We start from the raw sequence: 26,768 nt of genomic DNA, 5'->3' as shown, positions 1-26,768 counted from the left end.
GCAAGGCCAGTATAAACCGGTTCGTGCGCGGCTGCGGGCGGCGGCGCAAAAGCTATCGAGCTGGAATGAAAAAGGATGCGTTGGGAGGCGGAGTTGTTACACCCGATCCTACGATGGTAAGCAATTGTAAGAGTAGAAGAGCGTGCGGATGAGGCAGCCTATAGTTGGAACCAGTTTTTCTCTCTCTCCACTCTTGAAGTGGTCTTTGCCCGCGGCCTCCACCGCGGGCTTTTTTCTTTCCGGTCCCGGTTTCGCACATTGTGCGATCTGTCGGCTGCCTCTGCGGAGATTGTACATTCCCCTTCACCGGACACGGGGCGCACATGTCATCCCGCCTGTCATCGTGTTGTCATCTTCCAACACATGCATACGCGAAAACACATGTGTGCCGTGTATCGAAAAGTAAAAATCCGTGCTCCGCCAGCGAGGTTTATTGCCTAACCGCTAGAATGGTTTTTTTGCCGACCATCCGGCCGGAACCGATTCACCCTGCAATCGCACTGCAAGTAAGGATTTTTCCCGTGAAGCGACACCTCCTGAGCACCCTGACCCTGTCCCTGATGGCCGCCTTCGCTGCGCCGGCCATGGCTGCCGACGCTGCGCCGGCCACCGCCGCCACCGCCGCCGCGCCGGCCGGCGTCATTTCGGGCATCGACACCCAGTACATCGACACCAGCGTGCGTCCGCAGGACGACTTCTTCACTTACCTGAACGGCAAGTGGCTGAAGGACACCGAAATCCCGAGCGACCGTTCGAGCTGGGGCACCTTCATGAAGCTGCGCGAAGACACCACGCCGCAGCTGCTGGCGATCATCGAGGCCGCACAGAAAGACACCGGCGCCAAGGCCGGCACCGAGACCAGGAAAATCGGCGACCTGTACGCCAGCTTCATGGACGCCGAGCGCCGCGAAACCCTGGGCTACAAGCCGCTGACCGGCGAGCTGTCGCGGATCCGCTCGCTGAAGGACAAGAAGGGCATCCCGGCCCTGGCCGCCCACCTGGCGAAGATCGGCGTTTCGAGCCCCTACGGCATCTACGTCGGCCAGGACATGCGCGAGTCGACCAAGTACGCCACCTACATCAGCCAGAGCGGCCTTGGCATGCCCGACCGCGACTACTACCTGAAGCAGGACGACGCCAAGCTGGCGGAGATCCGCGCCAAGTACCAGCAGCACGTCGAGAAGACGCTGGCCCTGGCCGGCGAGAAGAACGCCGCGGCCCAGGCCAAGGCCATCGTCGACTTCGAGACCGAGCTGGCCAAGGTGCAGTGGACCAAGGTCGAGAACCGCGATCCCGTCAAGCGCTACAACAAGATGAGCGTGCTTGAACTGACCAAGCTGGCGCCGGGCTACGACTGGAAGGCGGCCCTGGGCGCCGCCGGCGTGGGCAACAAGCTGGAATACATCATCGTCAACCAGCCGAGCTACTTCACCGGTTTCAATGAACTGCTGGCGAAGACCGACCTGGCGACCGTCAAGTCGTACTTCGAATGGCAGCTGCTGCGCGAATACGCGCCCTACCTGTCGAAGGCCTTCGTGGACGAAAACTTCGCCTTCTACGGCACCGCGCTGACCGGCGTGACCGAGCAGCGTCCGGAATGGAAGAAGGGCGTGGCCACCGTCGAAGGCGCGCTGGGCGAGGCGCTCGGCAAGCTGTACGTGAAGGAGCACTTCCCGGCCGAGCGCAAGGCGCGCATGGAAGAGCTGGTGAAGAACCTGATCATCGCCTACGGCCAGTCGATCGACAACCTGGAGTGGATGAGCCCTGCGACCAAGAAGGAAGCGCGCGCCAAGCTGGCCAAGTTCACGCCGAAGATCGGCTATCCGGACAAGTGGCGCGACTACGCGCGCCTGACCATCAAGCGCGACGACCTGGTGGGCAACGCGATGCGCGCCTCGACCTTCGAGTACGAGCGCAACATCGGCAAGCTGGGCAAACCGATCGACCACACCGAGTGGGGCATGACGCCGCAGACCGTGAACGCCTACTACCGCAGCACGATGAACGAGATCGTGTTCCCGGCCGCGATCCTGCAGCCGCCGTTCTTCGACATGCGCGCCGACGACGCCGTCAACTACGGCGCGATCGGCGCCGTGATCGGCCACGAAATCGGCCACGGCTTCGACGACAAGGGCAGCCAGTCGGATGGCGACGGCAACCTGCGCAACTGGTGGACCGCCGAGGACAAGGCCGCGTTCAAGGCCCGCACCGACAAGCTGGTCAACCAGTTCAACGGCTACAGCCCGCTGCCGGGCTATAACGTCAATGGCGAACTGACCCTGGGCGAGAACATCGGCGACAACGCCGGCCTGGCGATCGGCTACAAGGCCTACCAGATCTCGCTGCACGGCAAGCCGGCGCCGGTGATCGACGGTCTCACGGGCGACCAGCGCTTCTTCATGGGCTGGGGCCAGGTGTGGCGCTCGAAGATGCGCGAAGCGCAGCAGATCAACCAGGTCAAGACCGACCCGCACTCGCCGGGCCAGTTCCGCGCCAACGGCACCGTGCGCAATATGGCCGAGTTCTACAAGGCCTTCGACGTGAAACCGGGCGACAAGATGTACCTGCCGCCTGAAGAACGCGTCATCATCTGGTAATCTGGTCCAAGGACGGGCCGGCGTCATGAGCGCCGGCCCGTTTTGCATTGCACTCACAACAAAGAGAGAGAACATGAAACGACATTTGTTCAGCGCTGCCGCACTCGTGCTGGTAGCTTCGTTCGCGCACGCCGAATCCGGCGCCGCCGCCCCTGCCGCCCCTGCCAGCGCCGCCAAGGCCAGCGCGGCAGCGTCGGGCATCGCCACCCAGTACATCGATGCCGGCGTACGCCCGCAGGACGATTTCTTCGAACACCTGAACGGCAAGTGGCTCAAGAGCGTCGAGATCCCGGCCGACAAGTCGACCTGGGGCGCCTTCCACCAGCTGCGCGACGACACCCTGCCGCAACTGCGCGCCGTGATCGAGAAAGCTGCGATGGAACGCAGCGCGGCCAACGGCACCGAAGCGCGCAAGATCGGCGACTTCTACGCCAGCTATATGGACGAAGCGCGCCTGGAACAGCTGGGCGCCAAGCCGCTGGCCGGCGAACTGGGCAAGATCGCCGCGCTCAAGAACAAGAATGAACTGCCGGCCATGTTCGCCCACCTGGGCCGCATCGGCGTCAACGTGCCCTTCGTGTTCTTCATCCACCAGGACGCCAAGGATTCGACCAAGTACGTGGCTGACCTGTACCAGGCCGGCCTGGGCATGCCCGACCGCGACTACTACCTGAAGCTGGACGACGCCAAGCTGGCGGACACCCGCGCCAAGTACCAGCAGCACGTCGAGAAGATGCTGGCGCTGGCCGGCGGCAAGAATGCCAAGGCCGATGCGAAAGCCATCGTCGAGCTGGAAACCGAGCTGGCCAAGGCGCAGTGGACCAAGGTCGAGAACCGCGACCCGATCAAGACCTACAACAAGGTCGAACTCTCGAAACTGGCCGCCATGGCGCCGGGCTACGATTGGCAGCAGTGGCTGAAGGCGTCGGGCCTGCAGGGCAAGGCCGACTACCTGATCGTCAGCCAGCCGACCTACCTGAAGGGCTTCGCTGACGTTCTTGGTCGTATTCCGCTGGAAACCTGGAAAGCCTATCTGCAGTTCCAGACCGTGAACGGCTACGCCAACTACCTGTCGAAAGCCTTCGTCGACCAGCGTTTCGCCTTCAACGGCACCACCCTGGCCGGCATCCCGCAACTGGAACCGCGCTGGAAGCGCGGCGTCTCGACCCTGGAATCGAGCCTGGGCGACGCGGTCGGCAAGCTGTACGTGGCGAAGCACTTCCCGGCCGAGCGCAAGGCGCACATGGAAGTCCTGGTCAACAATCTGCTGGCCGCCTATAAAGAGTCGATCGACACTCTGGACTGGATGAGCCCCGCGACCAAGAAGGAAGCGCAGGCCAAGCTGGCCAAGTTCACGCCGAAGATCGGCTACCCGAACAAGTGGAAGGACTATTCGGCCCTGACCGTGAAGCGCGATGACCTGGTCGGCAACGTGATGCGTTCGCGCGAAGTGGAATACAACCGCGAACTGAACAAGCTCGGCAAGCCGATCGACCGCGACGAGTGGGGCATGACGCCGCAGACCGTCAACGCCTACTACAACCCGGAGCTGAACGAGATCGTGTTCCCGGCCGCGATCCTGCAGCCGCCGTTCTTCGACGCCAATGCCGACGACGCGGTCAACTACGGCGGCATCGGCGCCGTGATCGGCCACGAGATCAGCCACGGCTTCGACGACCAGGGTTCGCAGTATGACGGCGACGGCAATATGCGCAACTGGTGGACCGAAGAAGACGGCAAGCGTTTCGGCGAGAAGACCAAGGCGCTGATCGCGCAATATGCCGCCTTCAGCCCGCTGGAGGGTTACCACGTCAACGGCGAACTGACCCTGGGCGAGAACATCGGCGACAACTCGGGCCTGGCGATCGCCTATAAAGCCTACAAGATCTCGCTGAAGGGCAAGCCGGCGCCCGTCATCGACGGTCTCACCGGCGACCAGCGCTTCTACATGGGCTGGGGCCAGGTGTGGCGCACCAAGATGCGCGAACCGGCGCAGATCGCCCAGATCAAGACCGATCCGCACTCGCCGGCGCAGTACCGCGCCAACGGCACCCTGAAGAACCAGCCTGGTTTCTACGAGGCGTTCGGGGTCAAGGCGGGCGACAAGATGTACCTGGCGCCGAAGGATCGCGTGATCATCTGGTAAGCCAGGGCTGTCCAAGCCGAAAATAGTGCTGCATATATAAAAGGCCCGGTCGACGACGACCGGGCCTTTGTGCTTGTACCGTGGCTACGCGCGGAAGAGCTGGTCGGCCGTTCCCCGCGATACAGGACGGTCAGCGCGCCAGGCTGGAATAGCTGCAGGTCTTCGAATAGCCTTTCTTCGGATCGCCGAATACGGCGGAGGTGCAGGCGGTTTTTGCAGTAATGACCTTGGTGCTGTAGGCGCCCGGCACGCCGTAGCGCACCTCACGGGTACCGGTGAAAGAGCAGGTATAACCTTCGGTGGCGCACTGCTTCCAGGTTTCCGGCGTCGTCGGCGCAGGCGCAGGCACAGGCGCAGGAGTCGTCGGCGCCGCCGTCGAACCTGCCGCTTCATAGGCACCGATATCGAGCGTGCCGGAAACCAGACGGGATTCTCCCGAAGCCGTATGCTTGTACTGCGCGGTTGGGGCCAGGCTGACGCCGGCCGCCGACTTGCCCGGTGCGGTGCCGGCATTGATCACCAGTGCGTTGGCGAGCGGATGCAGGTCGAACTGCGCGCGGTTGACGAAGCCTGCGGCCACCGAACGATAATTGCTCTTCTGCACGGCGCTGCCCTGGCTGGTCACGGTGCCTGTGCCGCTAAAGATATTGTTCTGCAGTAAGACCGGGGTCGTCACTTTGCTGCCGACCAGGACGAAGGTGCCGCGCGAGCTGTCGTCGTTCAGGAAGGTATTGTTCACGACATACAAGTCCTTGCCCGGATTTGTCGCACCTTCCATGCCATAGGCCAGCATGCCTGGATTATTGTGGACCGCCGGCTGGTGGATCACGTTGCCGACGACGTAGCCGGTACCGGCATTCGGCAGGTCGATCTCATAGCTTGGTGCACCTGCCTTGGCAGTGGCCGATGGCGTGCTCGAGAAACGGTTGTAGCTAATCGTATTGACCTTGGCGCGCGACTTCAGATTGTGGCCGACCAGGGCGTCGTGCGAATAGTTATAGCGGAACGCGAGGCTGGCGACATTGCCGATATATAAGTTATGCGAATAGCCATCGCCCGCGCCATTGCGTTCGAATTCGCTGTATTCGATCACGATATTACTGTTGGCGTTGGCGCCGCTCAGAATTCCGTTTTCATTGCCGCGCAGGTAGGACGAGCGCAGCGTGAAGTTAGTGCCCTCAAGGCGTAGCGCGGCGCCGTTCTTGTCTGGCACCTTGGCGCCGAACATCTCGACGTTCTCGACGGTGATGTTATTGCCCTTGACCACCCAGATCGCCTTGCCTTGAGCATTCTTGCCGGCAGCATCGATCTTCGGGCGGCCGTTCACGCCGCGGATAACGAGGTCGCTCGGGCTGATGGCGCAGACGTCACCACTATAGGTCTTGCCACCCTGGATCTCGATGATGTCGCCGGCCTTGGCCTTGGCGAAAGCGGCGCAGGGCGCCGCGTAGGTCTTGCCAGGACCGACGGACAGGGTGGCGGCCGAGGTGCTGCCAATGGCTGCCAGCGACATCAGCAGCGCGGCGTTCAGGCGAAAGACGTGGTGTTTGGTCGATGCAGAGTTGCAGAATTGCATGGTATTTATCCTGTAAAAAATTCCGCTTGGAATTTGTTCCGGTGGGAAAGTTTTGAAGGATACGATATTTACGGCAGTCTACTTGTAACCAATTGTGACAGTGCAATATGGAAATATTTAACAATTACTAACCAATGAATATGAACGGCAACTATTTCATGCAAGTATTTTTGTTCAATAGTGCCAACTGTTTCTGAGCAGTTTAAATTTTCTTTCGAGCAATATTTTGAATCAGGTTTTATTTTGGTATTCAAGAAAATTCACGATAAGGGATTCAACGGCAATACAGTGCAGCGAAATACCACGCGGCATATATCCGTTGCTGGAAGCTGCCCGGGAAGCTTGCGAGAGGAGGAGAATGAACGAAAAGTTGCGCAGAAGACCGATAGTGCAAGGTGATCGCTCGACTTGAGGTAGTGTCGGTATAATTTACAGCGCCTGGATTTGCTTCCGGTAAGCTCGAGCTAATTCACTGATTTTTATAGAAATCAGGCCAAAAGGCATGAATTTTGCTTTGATGTAAGTATAATATTTTGCATCAAGGGGAAAGCATGCGTAAATTTATTGGATCGATTCTTGTAGTCGCCGCAACACTGGGCGCGGGGTCGCAGGCTGCGGTCGCGGCGCCGGTCGTCACTGTCGGTTCCGCCTACTCCTTCTATCTGCAAGGGAGCGAAAGCGATGAGGCGTTTGCCGGCGTCGCCACTTTCGATGACGAGGCAGCCATGGCGGTTCGGGGAGATAGTTTTCTCACCGTGAGCGAATCCGAGAGTGACTTGGGCAATGGTCGATCACTCATCAGTATTCAGATTCGAAGCACTGGCGATTTATTCCCGGTGTTGGGAGAAACAGCGATTTTGGGTATCGGTCTGTTCGATTATCCGCTCGAATTGATGAGCGTCGTTAATTTGTACGAGGCCCGTATTTCTTTCCTCGATTCAAATAATAAGCTGCTCATCGAAACGGATAATCTTGCTGACGGGGTATATCAGAATTATCCTTGGGACGGTTTTTTCCCGGCCACTGACGATGCGTTCGGAACCGAACAAATCGGCGGACTTGGCGTGTTGGGCATTAACTTCGATTTCTTCGTGAGCACCGAGCCGACCGCAGTCCCCGAGCCGGCTGGCGTCCTGCTGGTCGGACTTGGGTTCATGGCCATGCTGACCACGCGCCGTCGCCGCCTGCACTGATCGAAGCGACGTTATTGCTGGGTTGCGCTGCAACAACGTTCATGATCTTTCAAACAAAAAAGCACCCGGCTGGGTGCTTTTTTATTGGAGCCGCAGCGCGTCTTATTTGACGGCGGCCACCATGTAATCGACCGCGGCCTTGATCTCGGCATCGGGGAGGGTAGAGCCGCCTTTTGGGGGCATGAAGCCGGCCTTGCCCTGGAAGCCCTTGATCGCGTGTTCGTACATCACGTTAGCGCCCTGGCCGAGACGCGCGGTCCAGGCCGCCTTGTCGCCGAATTTCGGCGCGCCGGCGATGCCAGCGCCATGGCAGGCGATGCAGGCTGAATCGTAGGCTTTCTTGCCAGCGTCGGCGCTGGCAATGGCTGGCGCGGCTGCCGGGGCAGCGGCGGGCGTTGCGGCCGGAACTGGCGCTACCGGTGCGACGGTGGTAGCGGCGGCATCGGCCGGCGCCTCGGCCGCAGCCGGGGCAGGCGCGGGCTCGGCCGGCTCCTTGAAGCTGGCGCCACTCTTGTTGGTCATGAAGACGACGGCGCGCTCGACCTCGAGATTGTCCAGGTCCGGATTGCCGCCCTTGGCCGGCATCGCGCGGATGCCTTCGATGGCGTGTTTCAGCAGGGTGTCATAGCCTTGCGCCAGGCGTGCGCCCCAGGCGCCGTTGTCGCCGGTCTTCGGCGCCCCGGCCATGCCGCTGTCGTGGCAGGCTGCGCAGGTGGCGGCATAGACGGCGCCGCCGGCCTGCAGCACGCGCGGCGCATTGGCGTCGACCAGGGTGAAACCTTCTTCGGAAACGGGGCGAATGCGGTTGGAGATGGCTTCGGCGCTCTGGCCGTCGGTGCCGGCGCCGGTGGTGGCGGTACTGGTCACGAACGTGACGAGTAAAATGATACCTAGAACAATAACCAAGAAGAATCCCGTGACGGCAACGACGAGCTGTTTAGGCGTGCGGATGAGGGATTGGTGTTCGTTGTGTGCGTCGCTCATGATTTCCTTAATTCAATTAAAAAAACCGGCCACTGGGGCACTGCGATCTAGTGGCTTTTTGCAAATGCCGTCAAGAATCTTATTATAGTGTAATCCTGCTTTGGTGTAGGGGTTTTTCCGCCTCTCCCCATGGACGTACTTGCGGAAAGACTGTATCCTTCGTCACGCCTCCAGCGCGGCTGTAGCTCAGTGGATAGAGTATTGGCCTCCGAAGCCAAGGGTCGCTGGTTCGATTCCAGCCAGCCGCACCAGATTTCATGCACCTTCCAAGGGTGTTTTTGAAGGCCGCTTCCGTGTGGAGCTGATTTTGGGAAAATTTTGGGAAAAAAGTTCGCTTCCCAAGGCCGTCATCAGGGGTATCCCACCCCTATACCGTAGCTCCAACACTTCAGGAGCTTTCGGCATGTCAAAGAAACAAGGTTACACCCTCGAGAAGTATATCTTCGTCGAGATGCGAAATGGCTCATTTCGTTTCAAAGTTACCGTAAACCCCCTCAAGGACGCTGCGACCTTTTCTTCCGAGAAGAAGGGCGCTGCCTGGGCGCGACGCCGTAAACTCGAGCTCATGGTAGAGCGCGATGGAGGCGTGAGGGAAACCCTCCCCCCCGCACTCCTGCGAGCATACCAGCCAATCCTCGAGCCAGTCCCACCCAAGGCAATCATGTCCGAGCAGGTCAGGATGTCGGATGTCTTCGATTCGTACGAACGCTACCAACTCAAGGAACTTGTTGGAGAAAACCAGGAGGGGTCGCGGTTGAGGTTGTTGCGCCAGTGTTTTGGGGCGTACGCGCTTGATGAATTATCGGAAGACTTTATCAAGGAATGGACGGCGGACCGTATTGCGGGAAAGTATGGCTCGGGGCGTCCTCCAAACAGAGGAGAATCGCTGACACTCAAAGACGGGAAGCTCGTTACGAAGCACCAGCGACACTATCGAAAAAAATTTAAGAAGACGCCCGCAGACCAGAAAATCGCCGAAAAGGTAATTTATCCGGTTAGCTCTCAAACCGTAAGGCATGAGTTGAAGCTGCTGAGACGTGCCGTCACGATGTTCTTGAAACGGGACAACCGCTGGCTGACGTACGGCTCTTGGTGGGAAATGCAGTACGTGATGACCATGAAGCTCCCTCCTATCGGTGCCCCTCGCAACCGGCGCATTTCTGACGACGAGATGACCGCTATTTTTGGTCATGTGACAGATAGGTTTTTGCGCGCTGCGATGCTCTTCGCTGTACTCACATCACTGCGTCGCGGCGAGTACGTGTCCTTACGATGGGAGGATGTGGACTGGAAACGTCAGGTTGTCAAGCTCCGCAACCCCGGTCATATTAAGAAATCTAAGGTTCTTGCAAGGGATGTGCCTCTGTTGCCTACGGCGATAAAGGTCTTACAGGATTTGGGGCCATTGGAGCGAGGTCTCATCTTTCCGGTAAGCGCTACTGATGTAACGAATGCTTGGCGAGCCGCAGCTGACGCGGCGGGCCTGTATGACGTCGTTCTGCACGACTGCCGTCGTGAAGCTATTAGCCGTTTAGTCGAGGTGTATGGCATGTCACTTGAGCAGGTGATGCTGTTCTCAGGACACTCCGAAAGTCGCACGCTAGAGAAGCATTACCTCAGGCTGGACCCGGGCAAACTGGTGTTGAAATTGTCCTCAATGCCTGATGCATTCAAAGGCATGCCGTCGCTGTAAGTCATGTCGCGACTTCCTTCCTATACTTTCCTTTCGGAGGAAGTTATGTACTTGAAGAAGAAGGAAGTCGCGGATTTATTGCGTGTAACGGTCCGCACCGTTAGCAGCTACATGCAGCATGGGTTGATTCCGAATCCTACAAGGGTTGGAAAAATTTTGCTCTGGGACCAGGTCGAATTGCAGCGAAGTTTAGACTTTCATAGCAAGTCGCAGCTGAGCGCTCACGTCCCTAAAGGGCGCGGTCGGCCTCGGAAGATTTTGTAGAGCTGAGTCCTCAACCTGCAGCCACTCGCAATGCTATGTGCTTCGGGTTATCGCAATTGAAAAAAGTGTCCAACTAGGACACTTCGCTGAGTCATCCATCATTTGTCTCTGGCGGAGCATGCCTTGCTTGGAAGAGCTTGCCCATATTGACAAAAAAATTCCTCTATGGAAAATACTGGAACTTCGACATAGCTCCCTTGGCCGCGCCGGCTTCTTGTACCAGTTAGTGCGACTGGTTTTTGTAATCCATATGAAATTTCTTCTATGGAATTTTGCAAATTTAGCAAGGAATCAAAATGTCCACCTCTCGCCCCCAAGAAAACAATGCTAGTGTCATCCGTTCTTGGCGTAGCCAGAACGCCTTCACCATAGTCTCATCCAAGCCAGGAGGTGATAGGGTCGCGGTATCCGAACAGAATATCCTCCAGGCCGTTCTTGCGGCGAAAATAACCGCTAGGCAAACCGTAGAAGTCGTATGCAAAAAGCTGGTTGAGGCCGGCCCGTTCAGCGGTTACAAATACCGAGACTTACTGACGAGCGTCGGTCTTATCGTCAGGCTTGAAGATGATGGACCGAAGTTGGTCTTGCGAAGTGCTTATTCCTTCAAAACAGCCTTCCCAAGCTTAGCGCATGCTGTGCCCTTGCTTCAGGCCTACAAAGGGATATTGGTCGGCACTACGAGCAAGCCAGTGGCTTCAATCCGGGTGGCTGTCGTGAAACCTTGCCGGTAGACGTCTGTGTCTAAAGCTAAGGCGCCGGCTTAAATGCATCTCTACTGCCGCGAATGATAAATCACTGTCAGGCGAATTCGTGATGTCGCGCCCGCTTGCCGGACCTGCAGTTCGGGCACTCCTCGAACGTGCGAAAGGTATCGTCCTGGGACTCGGCAGGGAGGACAACAGCGTTCACCACTACTATGGTGGCACTGTGCCGTTATGGCATCGTGATGCGAGATGATGAACCGGACGTTACTACTGAGTTCTATGCTGAGGTAGTGGATTCAATCTCAGACCTGGACATCTCCGTATCTCGCATCATGGCTAAGGCAGCGCGCTGCTGCCTCGCGTCCAGCAGGCTCGGACGCCCCGCCTTTTCGGCCGCGAACCTTGGCGGCCTCCATGCCAGCTGGGTTCGCGCGCGGAGTAGTTCACGCTCAAACTCAGCCAGCGCGCTGATGTCGACTCCGTCGCGCGGTCCAACTAAAAATAGAGAACGGCTCGCAGTTCAAAGAAACTCGCGAAGTCATTAGTCAAGTTAACATTATTTGCCACGGTGGAAATGCCCTCTACAAGTGGCGGTTAAAAAGAAACCGCCCTGGTTAGATGATTTAATTGCGCAAAGCGCACTGCTTGAACAGGAAATCAAATCTATAACTTATATATCCTTGCTTAGTCAACAATGTTCGAAAAATACTCATCTTCCATCTCTTTCCTAATGCTAGGTACGGAATAAATATACTTTAAAATATGAAATGCTTCATCCTCAATATAGGAAGCCAAGTATAAGATATTTCCCTCGATATTATATCTGTAGTAGTTATGAACAAGAGTATTTCGAATGTCATAGAGCATAGAAGACTTTTGAGTTGTTGTATAATACGCCTCCTCTTTGAAGTTACTGAATATGCTCATCGCGACCTGAGCAAGGGAAGCATCATTTCTATCGCTTCCCATTTCTGCATATAGTATTGCAATCAGCTTATTTTCAGATGAATAATCTTTTATCTTCTCTCTAATAATGCCGAGGTGGCTTCTATTACTCTTAAGCTCATTTATTTTCATATAGAAAATCTTTTCCATCGCCAACTCATATATCTGATAGAAGAACATGAATCTCGCGTAACCGTTATTCTCTAATGGAAGTAGGTTTTCTACTATAAACTTAAAAAATCCGTACGAAAAATCAAAATTAAAACCTTTCTCAATAAGCAATTTTTTGCTAACCAGGGTTTTATGTTTTGTATCAAAAATCGAGTGGGAATTATAATACGGATATATTCCATAAAGAGCAAATGATGTAGATAATTCACCATCTGCTATAACTCCTGCCTCTTCGACAAACCTTTTGCTATAAACTAATATATAAGTCTTTTCATGAAAATCTTGACCAATAAGATATTTCATCGCTTCATAGACATGTTTTTTAAAATACGGATTTTCAGCGTAATCATGCTCCAATGAAACCATCGATAGGACGGGAATCATCCACCCAATACGCTTTTCGAAGTCTTCACCTTTTATATAAACTTCTGAAATTTCCTTTTCATCAGGGGATGATTTCGTAAAAATCCTTACTCCGTACTGAACTTGGATGGTTGGCAAAGGGTCTGCTAAGTATTCCGGTGGCACTCTTTCCGCAGACAATGTTATTAATTCATCCATGAAATTAGACCTCAGCCATTGCTCGGTTTTTAGCCCTTTCTAAAGAATCAGAAACATTTAAGAATGAGCTTCCATCCCTATCGAGCAAATATTTAAAGAACAATTTGAAGAATATCCTTTGTCCATTGCCAATTTTTTTGAATTGGCCCCGAATGTCATCAAGAAATTTAATTAAACGAAGTAAGTCATCCTCATCGAACTCAAGTCGAGAAGCTAGGTTGCTTACTTCATCCAACCCAGCTATGGTTTTGGAGGATATTAACTCAGCGACTGCAGCCCCATATCCAGTTAATGGTTGACTCTTATTGAAAATCTTATAGACTTCTCTCCCAAATGGATTTGCTTCTATCTTCAAATCATCATTCACCTCCGCCGGATAAATCCATTCAGGAAAGCGGCTTTGGAATGCAAGCGATAAGGTCCGGTAGGAAATTAGGAAGTCAGAGAATTCTATTTTCGCTGCGGCTTCACCGGAGACAAACTTAATAGTTCTTACCGTCTGAAGAATATCGAATCTATCAATCGGCAGTTCATTTTTTTCTAGGAAAGAAGTATAGCCGTCGATTAGGTCCGAAAATCTGTAAGAATCTATCGACTTCACGGATGTCTCATCAACCTCACGCAAAATGCTGACGCCATTAAATTCGCCTTCCGCATATTTCGAAAAAAGTATCTCCAATTGATGGCGCAAGGTCATCGGTGTTTGGCCTGTATTTAGGGTTAGCATGCGATATAAAATACCGGTGTCGCTAATTGAAAGATATACCTCAACCCGTATCAGATACTCTTCATCGAGCCGCTCAAAGTGTTCGCGATTATTGTTGTAAACATCAATTATCGAAAGCGTTCTCTGTAATCCGTCAAGAATTTTCAAATTCCCCGAATCCGATAAAACTTCTTTCAGCAATTCTTCAGGCGATGCATTCTCGGCTAGTTTTGACGTTGATGCCAACACGATGGGAGGAATGATACATTGCTTTAGAATATCTTCTTTAAGTAAATTATATATGCTTCCACTTTTGCTTACTTTATTCCTTTGGTAAGGATTGTTGTTGATAATGTCGCCGGCAAGCTCCGCATAGCTTGCTATATCCATGATGAACTGAATATTTCTCGAATCGACTTTTTTATCCAATAGAACATTGGTAATTTTTACCATAATTTATCCAAATTTTAATAATGTTTTAAAAAAAAGCATTTGATTTATGTCTGTAGAGTTCTTTATAGTAGAAAATAAAAGATTTCCTGTGTATTTGAGTTTCGTCATTGAAGCCGGTTTGTACGCTCGGAGCGATTGCGTCTCATAAGAACTCTAAACCATTCAACGGGTCGTGTCAGGCAAATACTTGGCTAGCATTTTACTATCCCTGAAAGAATAGACAATTTACAACCGCCACAGTACCGGTGGAAGTCTGCCAGCGTGTCTCAAGATTGGGAACAGGTTGCGCTTCCGACAATCTGATGTCGACGCATGGATAGCTGCACAAATCCAGTTACCGCCAGACTCATCGACCCGACCAAGTGAAGTGGAGCGTGTTCATACGGGCCGGCGCGCCCGGCCGACCAAAACTCAACAAGTCACACTTCTCAAATCCGGCTTGAAGTGGTAATCGTATGCAGGTTCGACCTTGGGCTTCGAGCCGACTTGGGCTATTGATGACCTCTATTTTCGGCCACGCGCGTCGCGATGCGCCATAGCAATGTTGAAGGCATACTGCCGGCGCTGGCCACCTGCGCGCCTCCGTGGCGGCAGTTAGGCAAAGTAGACCAGCATACAACGGCTCGTATACCGTAGAAATTTCATTTTGCCTACGGACATCTGACTGCTGTTGACCTTTGAAAAAATCTCATGGTACGTTCAAAGTAGAGCGCGTTTTTTCTTCCTTCATGCTGCTGATGGCGTTGTCGGGGCTACCCCGATGTCGCTCATTGCCAAGGCAGTGCTTGAGTCTGCCGCGCTTTTGCGCTGTCGTAACTGCCTAGTGCAGGGCGCGTCGGCGCAGAATATGTCTTGATGACGAAAGTACATTATATGTCTGAAACGCAAGAAATTGGTACGCGAAAGCTCCATCCGGATTTTCCAGTTGAGCCGATTCTGGGCGCTGTTGGAGGCGCCCAGCCAAAGCTGTCGTTGAAAAGGAGGGGGAACGGTACTTGTGACGTCCCTACATGTTCGCCTGAGGAAATCATGCATCGTTTCACAATAGCGGAGGACATCGCCGGCCAGCTCGTGACGTACTTCAAGCGCAAGAAGAGGGCATACCCCGAATGGACTGACGAAAAGAACTATGAGCGTATTCGTCTTGCGTTTATAAACAAGGTCAGTGAGGGGAAGTGGTGTTTCACTGACACCGAGCAAGCTTGGATTATGTGCCGTCTGCGCGAGCACAGCGCATCATGATGACTCCTCTTCCTGTAACAGACCAATGCCCTATTGCCTACGGACTAGAGGAGCTTAAAGACCTCATTCGTGTTCGCAGGTCTGCGCTCCAACTAAGCCGGGCTGATGCTTCAACCCGCGTAGGCGTTTTGATATATGTAATGTCCCGCCTCGAAAACGGCAAAGCGGTGCGGACCGATTCGCTGGTCAAAGTGTTCCAAGGCGTCGGACTAGCCGTCTCGGCACGAGCGTTGAATCGAACTGGTTTCACGTTGCCACCTTTAGAGCGCCTAACAAAACCCTCTAGTTGCTCAGCAGGCAACAGCCGAGTACACTGAGCCGTTCCGACAGTCCGCCATCGGCCAAGAGCGGACCATTTCAGCGCAGCGAAACGTTGTCGGCGCTATCCCTGCGTAACGCCTTGATTGTATGCGCACCTTTGACAATTTCTAGGTGTTCCACTTGAACGACAAGCTGGCGCCATTGTCACTGGCGGCGAGAACGCCATCGATACACAGCTGGTGGATGATGCCGGCCGCGCCGCTATTGTCCGCAGACTGCACCATGATCGTCACCCGTACTGCTGATGTGTCCACCCACTAGACTGGTCATCTGGACTGTTGGCGCTGTCACGTCGGTCGTCGGCAGGAGCCGGGACGACAAGTTGGTCTTTTTTGCTACGAAAGAGGGAGGCGCGCGCACGGTTTATCTTCATCTTTTGTTGTTTTTGAGAAAATTGCCGGAACTGACGAACGAAGATCGTGTTAGATTTAGATAGTTTTTCCGGACGGCATTGTTTTATGTCGATAGTTAACTATTTTCAGGGCTCCAATCCCAAATTTCACGATGCCAAACCTTGAACGCGCTCATTACAAGCAAGCTGACCACCTGATGTTGTTTATCCTGTGGGGACTTTTCGTCATGTCGCTTGGCCTGACGGGCATGCACGATACGATGAAATGGGCGCTGATCGTAGGTCTGCCAGCGGCGCTAATTCCAACTGCAATGATCTTGACATCGGGCGGCACTCGCCTCACGGCGTCGGTAGTGGCGGTTGCGCTGATGATGTTTGCGGGCCTGCACATCCACCAGGCGGCTGGCCTGAACGAACTGCACTTCGGCATTTTCGTGCTGCTGGCTTTCCTGCTTTGCTACCGCGACTGGGTGGTCGTGGTCGTCGCGGCGACGACCATCGCATTGCACCACCTCAGCTTTAACTATCTGCAGGAGCTCGGCTATGGCGTCCGGTGCATGACCGAGCCGGGCTTTGGACGGGTCCTGGTCCATGCTGCTTACGTCGTGGTCGAGACAGGCGTACTGTGCTTCCTGTCCGTCATGCTCAAACGCGAGACCGTACAGGCAGCCGAACTGACGGCGACGGTGGCGGCTTTGTCAGGTAAAAGTGGCGTAATCGACCTGCGCAGTGACAGCCATAAGGCGGTGAGCCCGGCTGGAAGCGCTCTGCAACAGGCGGTTGGCGCTATGCATGGGGCGATGGAGCGCGTGCATGAGGGCGTTGCAATGATCGCTGCGGCATCACGCGAGATTGCCACCGGCAACCTCGATCTGTCCGAACGTACCGAGCGTCAAGCCAATTCCCTGCAAGGCACTGTGGCGTCGATGGAATCGTTGACATCGCGCGTCCGGCTGAACGGCGAGAGCGCCCAGCGGGCCAATGAACTGGCGATCTCCGCATCAGGGGTGGCCGTGCGTGGCGGCGACGTGGTCGCACAGGTCGTCGATACGATGGCGTCAATCAACGAGTCGTCGAAGCAGATTGTCGAAATCATTTCCGTGATCGACAGCATCGCGTTCCAAACCAATATCCTGGCGCTGAACGCCGCAGTCGAAGCAGCGCGTGCCGGCGAGCAGGGGCGCGGGTTCGCAGTTGTTGCATCGGAAGTGCGCACCCTGGCGCAGCGCTCGGCTGGTGCTGCCAAGGAAATCAAGGAGCTGATTAGCGCCTCGGTTGCTCGCGTCGACACGGGAACTCAGCTGGTCGATCAAGCCGGCGCCACGATGCATGAAATTGTCGACAGCGTTCGCCGCGTGACCGACATCATTGGCGAGATCAGAGCCGCCAGTGTCGAGCAGGAATCGAACATTTTGGAGATTGACCGCGCCATCACGGACATGGATACCTTCACGCAGGAGAACTCGGCGCAGGTCGAAGAGGCAGCAGCTGCCGCACGTTCGTTACAAGACCAGGCCGATGACCTACGCCGGGTCGTGGGTACGTTCGAGCTGAGCAGCAGCCTTGCCCCGGCCGTTGGCGCGGGCCGGACAGTTTCCTCCGCTCTCAATACGCCAAGGCTGCTCGCATAAGCCGGGAGCCGCCTGCGATCAGGACGACTCGGTCTGGCGCTGCACCAGGGGGCGCACGGGCAGGCGACGTTGATCCCGTACTTGCTAGCGCCGTCGGCGGCGAGTTCCAGGTACTGGCGACAGTCGGCGGTCTCGCCTTCCGTATAACCGTGCTTCTTTCGCGCGGCGACAACTCGGGCACCGATGTGTACTAACCGGCGGCCGGTACGAAACTCGCAGGCGTGCTTTGCGTGCCGGCGGGAATTGGCATAGGCGAGGTGGTGAGCATGGCCGTTTAAATGCGCGCCTTCACGCTGACCGATGGCGCTGCATACGGCGCCTACGAGGCAAAAACTTGTCTAACGATCCTTGTCGAAGGCGACAAACGGATGTTCAACCATTACGGCATCATTGCCGTAAACCCGGCCAAGCATCCGGGCGCGGACTGCAAACGAGCGAAACTTTTCATCGATTGGATTACCTCGAAAGCACGACGAAGCCGCATATTCCGAGCATTGCAAGAAAGTTCACTTGAGTCTTTGCGAAAATTATAAAGGTTAGCATTCAAAGACTAGCGCTGTAATAGACCTCCGAGCCCTAAAAACCCATCCTTGAGGTTGTTCTTTTACCTAAGCCTTCAATGCTCGGCTCTGAACTTTTTTACCGCCGATGCGTCAATACACTTGCGAAGAATGCTAGACTTTTCTTTCTCAAACGACATAGATAACGCCAATGCCTAGCTTGGAAGAACTGCGTAGCGACTTTGAACGCCGCACCAACCGTTCAATCTCAATGCCGCTTGCTGGCATGCTGGTGTGGGCCGCCATAGGCGTCCTCGGCTTGATGCTGCCGATGCGCACTGCTCTAATCGCGATGATGGCCGCCACGGGCGCCATTTTCCCCATCGCACTGCTACTATCCCGCATTCGCTGCGAAGAGCTGGTCTCGTCCACCAATCCCCTTGCACAATTGATGGGCATGTGCGTACTGATGGTAAATCTGTTATGGATCGTCCACCTCAGCCTGTTCTTCGGCGCGCCCCAGTACGTGCCGCTGAGCCTAGGCATCGGGCTGGGTCTGCACTGGATCGTGTATTCTTGGATCGTTAAGCATTCCGTGGGCGTAGTTCATGCCATCCTGCGTACCGCATTGATCCTAGCTGCCTGGCTACTGTTTCCTGAGCATCGCGTCTCCGCCGTGGCCGCCGCTGTCGTCCTAGCCTATGCCGTTTCGTTGGCGCAGATGGGCACGCGCCAGGTGCGCCAGCTGGTGGCCTGATTCTGTATCGCTTCCCCGTGAAATAGGTCACTACGGTGCCCCTTTGCTTTGCCTGCGCGGTCTACGACTAGACGATCAGTAACGGTTAGGATTGTTCGGACGCTGATCCGCGCGGTTCAGAACGCCGCCGGTGTCATCGTCGCGGTCGTTTATGGTTTGCGATGCCATCGTACGTACTCTCCCTACTAACGCGGACTAGTCTAGAAATTTTCTTGAAGAAAATTTATCCGATACACTCACCGCAGCGCAGCGTCCGCTACCGGCCAGAAGCAGACGTCTAATTCCGCCGCACCATCTAACGAAATTCCCCAGCGATAATAGCTCCAGTAGACTAGTCCCAGCGTGTACGACTCCAGCTAACCTATCGCCGTAACGTGTCTCGGATTTCGCGCAAAAGGATAACGTCTTCCGTAGGAGCGGCAACAACAACTGGAGCAGGTTTGCGCAGTCGATTTACCATACGGACCATCTGAAAGATGATAAATGCGAGGATAATAAAATTTATGAGAACCGTTAGAAAATTTCCATATGCCAAGACTGCGCCTGCCTTTTTTGCTTCTGCCAGAGGCAGTCCGAATGCCTGACCGTTTAGCGGAAGATAATAATTTCCGAAGTCTAGGCCGCCAAAAATCTTGCCGACGATAGGCATAATAACGTCTTGCACGAGCGAATCGACGATCTTACTGAAAGCTGCACCAATGATGACCCCAACCGCAAGGTCCATCACATTCCCCTTGGTAGCAAACTCTTTAAATTCAGTCAACATGCCCATGCTCTTCTCCGTTTTCTAAAATTCAAGAATACCTCAAACAATTTTAAGTTGGCAGGAATATTTCTGCCAAACCACCGTATAGTTGAGCACGTGTAAGGATGAGCCCATCGAGGAGAATACGGTGCACCAAAGCCGCGCAGGTGGACTCAGGTATGAAGGTTGGCTAGAAAGCCAAGCCTAAATCGGCACGACAAACATGGATACTGTCAAGCCCTAATCATAGGAACGACGTGAAGGTTCCGGAACTCAACAACGGGTACGTCCGCTTTGGGTCGATAGCGGAAGTACACGGCCATAGTTCGGCAGCTAAGATGACGTCCGTGTTCCCATACGGACTGATGCCATGGCCCAAGCACTTCTACCCGAAGACCTTTGGTCGCTCATAGCAGCTCATCTCCCGACCCATCACAGATCGCCGAAGGGCGGACGGCCACGTCTCAACGATCGCGCTACCCTAACCGGGATTCTGTTTGTGCTGAAGACTGGGATACCGTGGGAGTATTTGCCGCGCGAACTCGGCTGCGGCAGCGGGATGACTTGTTGGCGCCGGCTCCACGAATGGATGAAAGCTGGCGTTTGGCAGCGAGTCCACGAGGCAGTCCTTCGACGGCTACGCGAGCACGATCAGATCATGTGGGATCGAGCTTGCGTTGACGCTGCCAGCGTGCCGGCGCCTGCAGGTGGCGAGCATACGGGTCGGAATCCGACCGATCGTGGCAAGCTCGGCTGCAAACACCACCTGCTCGTTGATCAACGTGGGCTGCCGCTGGTAGCGAAGATCTCGGGCGCCCAGGTGCACGACTCGCGTTTTCTTATTCCACTCGTAGAAGCCATCCCAGCGGTTAAGGGACTTCGCGGCCGTGCGCGTAAGCGTCCAGGTAAGCTGCACGCCGATCGAGCGTACGCTTCACGAGCGCATCGCGTTTGGCTGCGTCAACGAGGTATCGCAGCACGTATAGCGCGATACGGCGTGGAGTCGCGTGAAAGGCTCGGCCGATGGCGTTGGGTCGTTGAACGCACGCTAGGATGGCTGCACCGCTTCCGCAGGTTGCGCATTCGGCACGAGCGGCGAGCGGACATACATCAGGCCTTCCTCTCGCTCGCGTGCTCGCTCATCTGTTGGCGGTATGTCGAGAGGTTTTGTTAGGCGTTCTTAGGCAAAGCGCAGCATGACGTAGCTGGAGGCCCGGTGCCGGGCTCAGAATCCTTTGCAAACTGAACTTCTAATGGACCAGACTACACAGTCCCTCCCTCTCTGGGTTTGCTACTTTGATTTCGATGGTGTCACCCATGATGACGCAGTTTACACCTCGCCGGAAGCTGGCATACACATCCGTACGCCAGGTAGAACCCTTTTTGAATGGTTACCCATTTTCGAAGAATTGCTTGCCCCGTATCCTGACGTGAAAATTGTGCTGTGTACGTCGTGGGTGCGTGTTTTTGGTTTTGAATTCGCGAAACATCAGCTAACTCCAAGTTTGCAGTCGAGGGTCATCGGTGCGACATTTCATAACAGAGAGACGCCGAAGTTCGCCTTCGATAACATGTCGCGGGGCATGCAAATATGCACTGATGTGAGGCGACGAAAACCAACGCGTTGGTTCGCAATTGACAATGATGACCACGCATGGCCAGCGGGATACCGGGAAAATCTTATCAAGACCGATGACCGTCTTGGGTTGAGCGACCCTGGTGTGCAGGACGCCATTCAGAAGCTCTTAGCTTCGTTCTGACATCTGCGCGAAAGCCCATTAGGGCAAGTGCGACCCTTGACGCGGTGCCCTAGCGGGAAAAATCGCCACGTTGGTTGCTATCTAACCTTATGGCTCCCAGTGGTTTTTTCTATTGCCCCTGTCTGTTCAGCTTGCTATCCCTAGCAGGCCTTAAAATTGAAAAAATTGCCCTAGTAGGACACTTTTCAATTTCGATAATTTTTCCGCGTAAAGCGGCCCGTCCCCTGTTTTTCTGAGAAAAACTATTTGATAAGTTGTGATTTTTTCATTAACGGAGTATCTCTACAATAATTTTTAGTTGCTTGTCGAGTATAATCCAGTTGACGCACACAGCATTTCCCGGTATCTTTTAATTAATTAAATTATAATTTAAGAACGCGTGTAAACTGAGTCCACTATGACAACTATAATTAAACTTTATCACGGAACGACAGCTAAAAATATTGCGGTTTTCAAACAGCTTTCCCATTTTGGTACTAGGAATGCCGCTCTGGGCGCCGCTTTTGCTGCTTGTCATGAGAAGTCGGAGGGGAGATTAGAGGAAACCGAGGGTTATCTTTATGAGGTCGATATTACATTCGATTCCAACGAGCTGGCCAAGTTTGATGAAGATTGGGGCGGCGCTAGTGCGTTTGCGCTGCTAGTGCATTTAGCTGAACTGTATCCTGAAAAATTTGAAAAGGCTAGAGCAGCGGCTAACTTAGCTACAACGCGCGTTAAGACGGATGATGGTGGGTGGAGGCGGGATAAGACTGGCAGAGAAAAGTTGGCCTTACCAGTGGTCTTGGCATATTTTACTGAGTCAAATTCTAAATTAATTTCTTACCCCAACGTCGTTGAGGATGCGTCTGGTGGTCCGAGTTACTGTGTAGTCGACCCCAAGATTATTTCTATCGTCAAGCAGGATGTAATAGCGCCAGAGGAGCTTTCAACGGGACGTAGATATTTGTCTCCTGATAGGCTGAGCAATCTTGGTCTTAACGGGTAGGGCTATCAGTCTTCAATGAAAATTTCGAGAGTAGGTTTCAAGTTCTCTAAGCAGCTAGGAGCAGCCTACAAGTCTCTTCGCAATTAGATTTCGTACTCCATGTTTCGATTGCCGTCCTCCGGCAGCACCGCATCCCTATATGGCACGCTGCGGAGCTACCGTATCCAAACCGGCACCGGTATCCAGTTGGTGAGTCGTGATGGTGATGCCAGTTCAAACCCGACAAGAGTGTCCTAGTAGGACACTTTTGCCGTTATCGGGAGTGGCCTCAGTTCTTGGCGCAGCACTTTTCCTACTCAGTCTCACTCAGCTACTGGCTGTCTCAGGAACCAAGTCGAAATCTTCAATATCCGTTATGCCCGCATTTCAATGCCGGAATGTGATACTCAACGGTTTGCTATCCGGCAGGCAAGGTCAGCGCCAAATGAAGGTCGTTAACATTCACAGCTTCATCTCCCTAACTTCTGCCATCAGGCTCGTGTGGCTCAAATGTTGGCCTTTTCCAGTGCTTCCTGCTCATACTGGACGCCGTTGACAATATCGTAGTCGCCGGCCAATGCTGCTGCCCGAAGCAGTTCTTTGGTCAGCCACGCGCCATGCTTGGCATCGAAGTTCAGAACCCACGCTGTCACTCCCTTGGCACCGCCAGCGCGAGCACCGCGAGACTCACGCTCAGCAAGAAACTTGGTTAGCTCATCAGCAATCTCGACCGGGGCCAGGATGCCTTCGGTCGTCTCGCCGTACGGCAGCTCGGCTAGTTCGACCGGAGTTGGTGCTGTAGCAGGTACCAGCCCCGTTGCCGGAACAAGAGAGGTGCCCGGGGTGCACATCACGTCCTTCCGTGGTAACAGGCGAAGCGCAGTGCCATACTTGGCGAAATAATCAACCAAGAATGGGCAACTTTTACTGATGGTAGCAAACTCCTTGTTCACGTACTTGACCTTCAGGTCTTTCTCCTTCAGCTCCTCACCGAGCTGGTAGTGTGCGCCTTCAATAATCCATAGGTACTCGCTCGCCTCATCGTACTTTGCAAAGCCAGTCTGCTCGACGGCGGTGAGCGTGGCGCGCACTTGGTCAAGGCCCATACCCAGGTCGTTGGCAATGTAGATGATGGGTAGGCGGTACAGGCCAGTGTAGTTCGCGATTGGGTTGCTGAGCAGGTAAAGAGCGAGCAGCTGGGCGGCGATGCCGGCGTTGCGAAGGTCGCGTCCGGTCTGACCAATCCAGAATGCTGGGGAAACCATGACAAATTTACGCATTTTGAGACTCCTGAGGGGTTGGTTTGTGCAGCGACACTATTGCCTCCGCATTAAGGTATAGCTTCATCTCACCCATGAAGTCCCTTCGTAGACCTTTGTCAGTCCGAAGAGCTGGCAGGTATCGACGCGCGGCACACTGCGCCGGAGCAGGTATGCGGCAGGAGCCCGTACAGCCAAGCATGAGACTGGACGCCACCCGATAGCAGCCGAAGATGATGGCACGCGTAGTGCGGGCCGAACGGGTTGGCGAAGAGGCCAACCAGCTCGCTCGTGCCGCAGACGAACTGGCGCACTGCTCGCACGTGCTGCTCGAGTAGGCGAGCGATGCCACGATTATCCGAATCGGTCAGCCAGCTGTCCTTATTGACCACATATAGGTACGCGGGCGGGCCGCGGAGAGCCTTGCAGTCATCCTGGTGCATTGCGACCAATTTAGGCTGAACATGTCGGTTGCACCTGCCATGCGGCCGGCGCGGCGCCCGAAACGCGCGGTCTGCACATCGTCGACGGGTGCCGACAACCTCGAAATCGGCGTATCTGAGCAGGCGGCCGAAGGCGCCGCCACGCTCTCCGGGGTGCATGACAAGCTGGCGCTCTCAAGCGCGCGCAACGGCCAGCGCTACTGCATGCCGGTCAAGGGCACGCTGTCGGGCCTGCTTGCCAAGCTGCCGGTCAAGGGCGACGACTCGCAGGTGTTCAACGAATACGCGTGCATGCAGCTGGCTGCCCTGGCGGGCGCGAACATCGCGCAGTGCCGGATGGTGTCAATGCGCGAGATGGCCGGGCGCCCTGAACTGGTGGAGGCGTTGGGTGCGGACACGCATTTCCTGGCGGTTGACCGGTTTGACCGTGGCCCCAGCAGCGCGGTGCACATGGAAGACGCCTGCCAGCTGCTGCGCCTGATGCCGGGCCAGAAGTACGCCGGGCGCGAATACTTCGTGCGCCTGGTGCAGGTGCTCAACCGCTTCAGCACCCGCGGCATTGAGGACGTGCGCCAGTTTTTCATCCGCCAGACGGTCAACACCCTGCTTGGCAACTCGGACGCGCACCTGAAGAACTTCTCGGTGCTCTACCACAATGGCCTGATGCCGGAACTCTCGCCGGCGTACGACATCGTGTGCGTTGCGGCGCTGCCGGGCTTCCAGGGATTCGGCACCGATGTCGCCATCGACCAGTACCAGCGCAAGGAAACGGTGGACGACTACCTGGCCATGGCCAAGAGTGCGGGCATCTCCGAGTGAATCGCGCGTGCGGTGGTCAAGCAGACCGTGAGCCTGGCCAAGGAACTGTGGCCGAAGGCGCTCGCCGACCTGGCCGCCACTGATGCGGTGCGTGCCGAAATCCTGAACAGGCTGGCCACGCTGCCGCTGGCGAAGTAGCCCTGTGCCGCGCCGCTCGAGCTGCGCCATGACTGCCACGGCTGAACCCGGGCCAAGCTGGTCGGGGCAGTACAGGTGCAGGCGAACAGGCTGTCCGCTACTTTTTATTTCGTGCTGTTCCGGCGACAACAGCAGCCCTAGCGGTTTCGAGAGTTAGTCCTTTCGCCGCCGCTATCTCTGCATCCAATTCACTCGGTTTTCGATTACAAAATGAGCGGACGTGAATTCCGGTACAAAGCCAATAGCCTTTAGGGCCTTCCGTGCATGTCTTGATGCTTGGTTAGGTGCCAACACAGGTCCTATGAGCCTTGGCCGCTTGCTCTACGTTTTTTAGAGCCATTTCCATCGCATCACCGAGGTCCTTGGATACTCCGTGTACCGGCTCGCCAGCAAACGCATGGCCCAGAGCTGAATATAGCAGCAGAAACAATACTCTTGCCATAAAGACTCATTTTTGGGTTCGACAGGATGCGCATAAAATTGAAGTGTGGAACTTAAACGGGGCGCTAGCCCCGTTTAATTATTTGCAGCTACCCTTACGGTCCGCACGGATACCGACGCATACCCACTTACCATCGGTGCCTTGCTTGCATGTATTCATTTCAGGGTACCTCGATACGCAAGTTCTCTTTTTCTTTGCGGCATCCTCAACCTTTTTTCTAGCATCGGCCATTGCATCCTCGAGCGTTGCCCCGGAGCCTTCAAACGCAGTTCCAGCAACGGCAGCGGGGCTAATGCAAAGCAGGGCGGTAGTTAGTAACGCAGCGAGGCTGAGTGCACGTTTCATTGCGGTACTCCTCCTGCCATCACGGCAGCTTTTGCTGCAGGCCCAGTGAGGCCTTTGGCAGCTTTAATCACGACATCCAGGTCAGATGGCTTGCTTGCGCAGGAGCCCTTGTGATTTGCACGAATACCCGTGCATTGCCAATATCCTTGTGGGCCTTCCTCGCACTTTTTAATACTCGGATATTCACTGACGCAGGTACCGTGGGCGACAGCTGCTTGCTCAACGGCAAGCCTGGCGTTATCCATTGCAATGCCGAGGTCTTTTGAAACAGCGCGAACCGGCTCACCCGCCAAAGCCGGGCCGGCGGCTAACGCAACACATAGCAGAAGAAGTTTTTTCATTGACCCTCCCTGTAGTTTTCGAATTGGCAATATGCCGCTTTCGAGTTTAATCCAGCCTTCCTTCGAGGGATACTGCTTGTTGTGTTTACGCCTCAGCTGATTAAAGGTCACGTCCGCAAACCTGAAAATCAATTTACGGACAGGCAAGCGCCGCAGCCCAATCTCATCCCTGCCAGACCCATGCTTGAGGTGCCCGGAGCCGAAAATCAATTTACGTACGGCGGGTGTGGCCCTACACAGGGTGAAGCCCTCTATCTACTGCCTGCCGGTTTTGGCTATCCCGTTTTAAGGCTATTCCATACTGGGCTCTCCCGGAACCGGCCATTCCGGGAATCGGGATTGCCGAAAGTTAAAGGCGTCATCCAGCAGGGAGGAGAAGAGGGTTCGGCCCTCCCTCGATGTCCGTAATTTGACTTTTGAAGTAGGCGAGGATTTTTGGCTCGACCCGGCGATTCTCGCCTCTCCCTCTCAGCATGCTTCGCCAAAAGAAAACCGCTAGCGGGAGGCCGGCGGTGAGGGTGGATTGGAGTGCGGCCCAAGCTGCCCGATTCCCTGCTTGGGGGGCGCGGGGCTGATGACTGCGCGCGTTCGCCTCGCCTGTGCGTTCCGCGGTCGTCTCGGTGTTTGTCAACGTAGTTGTCGCGTCATCTCAAGCTGCTTGCTGTAGTGCTTCTGGCCGAATCCGTTCCGGATTCAACCAGACTTGATCGTCA

General features: G+C 55.0%; 21 protein-coding genes and 1 tRNA gene. 15 read left to right on the top strand and 7 right to left on the bottom strand.

Going from position 1 to position 26,768, the window contains the following annotated elements; genetic code table 11:
* The first annotated feature begins 521 nt into the window (after positions 1-521).
* The gene (locus tag ABIB42_RS22445) at positions 522-2,597 is read left to right on the top strand and encodes a M13 family metallopeptidase (RefSeq protein ID WP_005663918.1); all 2,076 of its coding nucleotides are present in this window, start codon (positions 522-524) and stop codon (positions 2,595-2,597) included.
* A 73-nt stretch (positions 2,598-2,670) separates the two neighbouring features.
* The gene (locus ABIB42_RS22440) at positions 2,671-4,743 is read left to right on the top strand and encodes a M13 family metallopeptidase (RefSeq protein ID WP_005663917.1); all 2,073 of its coding nucleotides are present in this window, start codon (positions 2,671-2,673) and stop codon (positions 4,741-4,743) included.
* 130 nt (positions 4,744-4,873) lie between these two features.
* Here ABIB42_RS22440 and ABIB42_RS22435 read toward each other — a convergent pair whose 3' ends face one another.
* On the bottom strand, positions 4,874-6,319 hold the full coding sequence (locus ABIB42_RS22435) for a hypothetical protein (RefSeq protein WP_429249019.1): 1,446 nt from the start codon (positions 6,317-6,319) through the stop codon (positions 4,874-4,876).
* A 551-nt stretch (positions 6,320-6,870) separates the two neighbouring features.
* Here ABIB42_RS22435 and ABIB42_RS22430 point away from each other — a divergent pair.
* Positions 6,871-7,512 carry a PEP-CTERM sorting domain-containing protein gene (locus tag ABIB42_RS22430; RefSeq protein WP_005663915.1) on the top strand — a complete coding sequence of 214 codons (642 nt, stop codon included), beginning with the start codon at positions 6,871-6,873 and terminating at the stop codon, positions 7,510-7,512.
* 102 nt (positions 7,513-7,614) lie between these two features.
* On the opposite strand, the gene ABIB42_RS22425 is transcribed toward ABIB42_RS22430, so the two are convergent.
* Complete coding sequence (locus tag ABIB42_RS22425; RefSeq protein WP_219861973.1) at positions 7,615-8,496, bottom strand: c-type cytochrome; 882 nt, start codon at positions 8,494-8,496, stop codon at positions 7,615-7,617.
* A 175-nt stretch (positions 8,497-8,671) separates the two neighbouring features.
* Between ABIB42_RS22425 and ABIB42_RS22420 the strand changes: the two genes are divergently transcribed.
* Both ABIB42_RS22420 and ABIB42_RS22415 read left to right on the top strand, forming a co-directional pair.
* Positions 8,672-8,747 (top strand) — tRNA-Arg (locus ABIB42_RS22420).
* Between the two features lie 152 nt (positions 8,748-8,899).
* Positions 8,900-10,189, top strand: a complete 1,290-nt coding sequence (locus ABIB42_RS22415; RefSeq protein ID WP_429249018.1) for a tyrosine-type recombinase/integrase — start codon at positions 8,900-8,902, stop codon at positions 10,187-10,189.
* A gap of 1,652 nt (positions 10,190-11,841) precedes the next feature.
* Here ABIB42_RS22415 and ABIB42_RS22410 read toward each other — a convergent pair.
* Complete coding sequence (locus ABIB42_RS22410; protein WP_429249017.1) at positions 11,842-12,834, bottom strand: hypothetical protein; 993 nt, start codon at positions 12,832-12,834, stop codon at positions 11,842-11,844.
* A gap of 4 nt (positions 12,835-12,838) precedes the next feature.
* Positions 12,839-13,993: a hypothetical protein gene (locus tag ABIB42_RS22405; RefSeq protein WP_429249016.1), complete on the bottom strand. Its 1,155-nt coding sequence runs from the start codon at positions 13,991-13,993 to the stop codon at positions 12,839-12,841.
* 223 nt (positions 13,994-14,216) lie between these two features.
* Between ABIB42_RS22405 and ABIB42_RS22400 the strand changes: the two genes are divergently transcribed.
* From ABIB42_RS22400 to ABIB42_RS22380, 5 genes are all read left to right on the top strand, one after another.
* Positions 14,217-14,444 (top strand): helix-turn-helix transcriptional regulator, encoded by a 228-nt coding sequence (locus tag ABIB42_RS22400; protein WP_429249023.1) that lies wholly within the window; start codon positions 14,217-14,219, stop codon positions 14,442-14,444.
* 404 nt (positions 14,445-14,848) lie between these two features.
* On the top strand, positions 14,849-15,235 hold the full coding sequence (locus tag ABIB42_RS22395; RefSeq protein ID WP_429249015.1) for a hypothetical protein: 387 nt from the start codon (positions 14,849-14,851) through the stop codon (positions 15,233-15,235).
* 825 nt (positions 15,236-16,060) lie between these two features.
* The gene (locus ABIB42_RS22390; RefSeq protein ID WP_273162046.1) at positions 16,061-17,539 is read left to right on the top strand and encodes a methyl-accepting chemotaxis protein; all 1,479 of its coding nucleotides are present in this window, start codon (positions 16,061-16,063) and stop codon (positions 17,537-17,539) included.
* A 278-nt stretch (positions 17,540-17,817) separates the two neighbouring features.
* Complete coding sequence (locus ABIB42_RS22385; RefSeq protein WP_273162048.1) at positions 17,818-18,072, top strand: hypothetical protein; 255 nt, start codon at positions 17,818-17,820, stop codon at positions 18,070-18,072.
* Between the two features lie 178 nt (positions 18,073-18,250).
* Complete coding sequence (locus ABIB42_RS22380; protein WP_273162049.1) at positions 18,251-18,796, top strand: DUF7010 family protein; 546 nt, start codon at positions 18,251-18,253, stop codon at positions 18,794-18,796.
* Between the two features lie 361 nt (positions 18,797-19,157).
* Here the strand turns inward: ABIB42_RS22380 and mscL are convergent, their stop codons facing one another.
* Positions 19,158-19,568 (bottom strand): large conductance mechanosensitive channel protein MscL, encoded by a 411-nt coding sequence (gene mscL / locus ABIB42_RS22375; protein ID WP_313631855.1) that lies wholly within the window; start codon positions 19,566-19,568, stop codon positions 19,158-19,160.
* Positions 19,569-19,911: 343 nt separating this feature from the next.
* Here mscL and ABIB42_RS22370 point away from each other — a divergent pair, with 343 nt between their 5' ends.
* From ABIB42_RS22370 to ABIB42_RS22360, 3 genes are all read left to right on the top strand, one after another.
* Positions 19,912-20,715 carry an IS5 family transposase gene (locus ABIB42_RS22370; RefSeq protein WP_273162059.1) on the top strand — a complete coding sequence of 268 codons (804 nt, stop codon included), beginning with the start codon at positions 19,912-19,914 and terminating at the stop codon, positions 20,713-20,715.
* 79 nt (positions 20,716-20,794) lie between these two features.
* On the top strand, positions 20,795-21,301 hold the full coding sequence (locus ABIB42_RS22365; protein WP_429249014.1) for an HAD domain-containing protein: 507 nt from the start codon (positions 20,795-20,797) through the stop codon (positions 21,299-21,301).
* 397 nt (positions 21,302-21,698) lie between these two features.
* Positions 21,699-22,289: a hypothetical protein gene (locus tag ABIB42_RS22360; protein ID WP_429249013.1), complete on the top strand. Its 591-nt coding sequence runs from the start codon at positions 21,699-21,701 to the stop codon at positions 22,287-22,289.
* Positions 22,290-22,774: 485 nt separating this feature from the next.
* Here the strand turns inward: ABIB42_RS22360 and ABIB42_RS22355 are convergent, their stop codons facing one another.
* A complete protein-coding gene (locus ABIB42_RS22355) occupies positions 22,775-23,548 on the bottom strand; it encodes a hypothetical protein (protein WP_429249012.1) in 774 nt (257 codons plus the stop codon).
* Positions 23,549-23,991: 443 nt separating this feature from the next.
* Between ABIB42_RS22355 and ABIB42_RS22350 the strand changes: the two genes are divergently transcribed.
* Together ABIB42_RS22350 and ABIB42_RS22345 are read left to right on the top strand one after the other, a co-directional pair.
* Positions 23,992-24,789: a type II toxin-antitoxin system HipA family toxin gene (locus ABIB42_RS22350; RefSeq protein ID WP_429249011.1), complete on the top strand. Its 798-nt coding sequence runs from the start codon at positions 23,992-23,994 to the stop codon at positions 24,787-24,789.
* 12 nt (positions 24,790-24,801) lie between these two features.
* Complete coding sequence (locus tag ABIB42_RS22345; RefSeq protein ID WP_429249010.1) at positions 24,802-24,927, top strand: hypothetical protein; 126 nt, start codon at positions 24,802-24,804, stop codon at positions 24,925-24,927.
* A gap of 783 nt (positions 24,928-25,710) precedes the next feature.
* Here ABIB42_RS22345 and ABIB42_RS22340 read toward each other — a convergent pair.
* A complete protein-coding gene (locus ABIB42_RS22340) occupies positions 25,711-26,166 on the bottom strand; it encodes a hypothetical protein (protein ID WP_429249009.1) in 456 nt (151 codons plus the stop codon).
* Between the last annotated feature and the right edge of the window lie 602 nt (positions 26,167-26,768).

The sequence above is a fragment of the Massilia sp. UYP32 genome, assembly GCF_050434365.1.
GTDB classification, from domain to species: domain Bacteria; phylum Pseudomonadota; class Gammaproteobacteria; order Burkholderiales; family Burkholderiaceae_D; genus Telluria; species Telluria timonae.
The sequence above is the reverse complement of the archived record's forward strand: the minus strand, read 5'-3'. Positions and strand labels throughout refer to the sequence as shown.

Bases quoted from the DNA above. Each gene is read 5' to 3' on its own strand.
- ABIB42_RS22440 (WP_005663917.1), top strand. From the start codon at position 2,671: ATGAAACGACATTTGTTCAGCGCTGCCGCACTCGTGCTGGTAGCTTCG.
- ABIB42_RS22435 (WP_429249019.1), bottom strand. From the start codon at position 6,319: ATGCAATTCTGCAACTCTGCATCGACCAAACACCACGTCTTTCGCCTG.
- ABIB42_RS22430 (WP_005663915.1), top strand. From the start codon at position 6,871: ATGCGTAAATTTATTGGATCGATTCTTGTAGTCGCCGCAACACTGGGC.
- ABIB42_RS22425 (WP_219861973.1), bottom strand. From the start codon at position 8,496: ATGAGCGACGCACACAACGAACACCAATCCCTCATCCGCACGCCTAAA.
- ABIB42_RS22415 (WP_429249018.1), top strand. From the start codon at position 8,900: ATGTCAAAGAAACAAGGTTACACCCTCGAGAAGTATATCTTCGTCGAG.
- ABIB42_RS22410 (WP_429249017.1), bottom strand. From the start codon at position 12,834: ATGGATGAATTAATAACATTGTCTGCGGAAAGAGTGCCACCGGAATAC.
- ABIB42_RS22405 (WP_429249016.1), bottom strand. From the start codon at position 13,993: ATGGTAAAAATTACCAATGTTCTATTGGATAAAAAAGTCGATTCGAGA.
- ABIB42_RS22395 (WP_429249015.1), top strand. From the start codon at position 14,849: ATGACGAAAGTACATTATATGTCTGAAACGCAAGAAATTGGTACGCGA.
- ABIB42_RS22390 (WP_273162046.1), top strand. From the start codon at position 16,061: ATGCCAAACCTTGAACGCGCTCATTACAAGCAAGCTGACCACCTGATG.
- ABIB42_RS22385 (WP_273162048.1), top strand. From the start codon at position 17,818: ATGCGCGCCTTCACGCTGACCGATGGCGCTGCATACGGCGCCTACGAG.
- ABIB42_RS22380 (WP_273162049.1), top strand. From the start codon at position 18,251: ATGCCTAGCTTGGAAGAACTGCGTAGCGACTTTGAACGCCGCACCAAC.
- mscL (WP_313631855.1), bottom strand. From the start codon at position 19,568: ATGGGCATGTTGACTGAATTTAAAGAGTTTGCTACCAAGGGGAATGTG.
- ABIB42_RS22370 (WP_273162059.1), top strand. From the start codon at position 19,912: ATGGCCCAAGCACTTCTACCCGAAGACCTTTGGTCGCTCATAGCAGCT.
- ABIB42_RS22365 (WP_429249014.1), top strand. From the start codon at position 20,795: ATGGACCAGACTACACAGTCCCTCCCTCTCTGGGTTTGCTACTTTGAT.
- ABIB42_RS22360 (WP_429249013.1), top strand. From the start codon at position 21,699: ATGACAACTATAATTAAACTTTATCACGGAACGACAGCTAAAAATATT.
- ABIB42_RS22355 (WP_429249012.1), bottom strand. From the start codon at position 23,548: ATGCGTAAATTTGTCATGGTTTCCCCAGCATTCTGGATTGGTCAGACC.
- ABIB42_RS22350 (WP_429249011.1), top strand. From the start codon at position 23,992: ATGTCGGTTGCACCTGCCATGCGGCCGGCGCGGCGCCCGAAACGCGCG.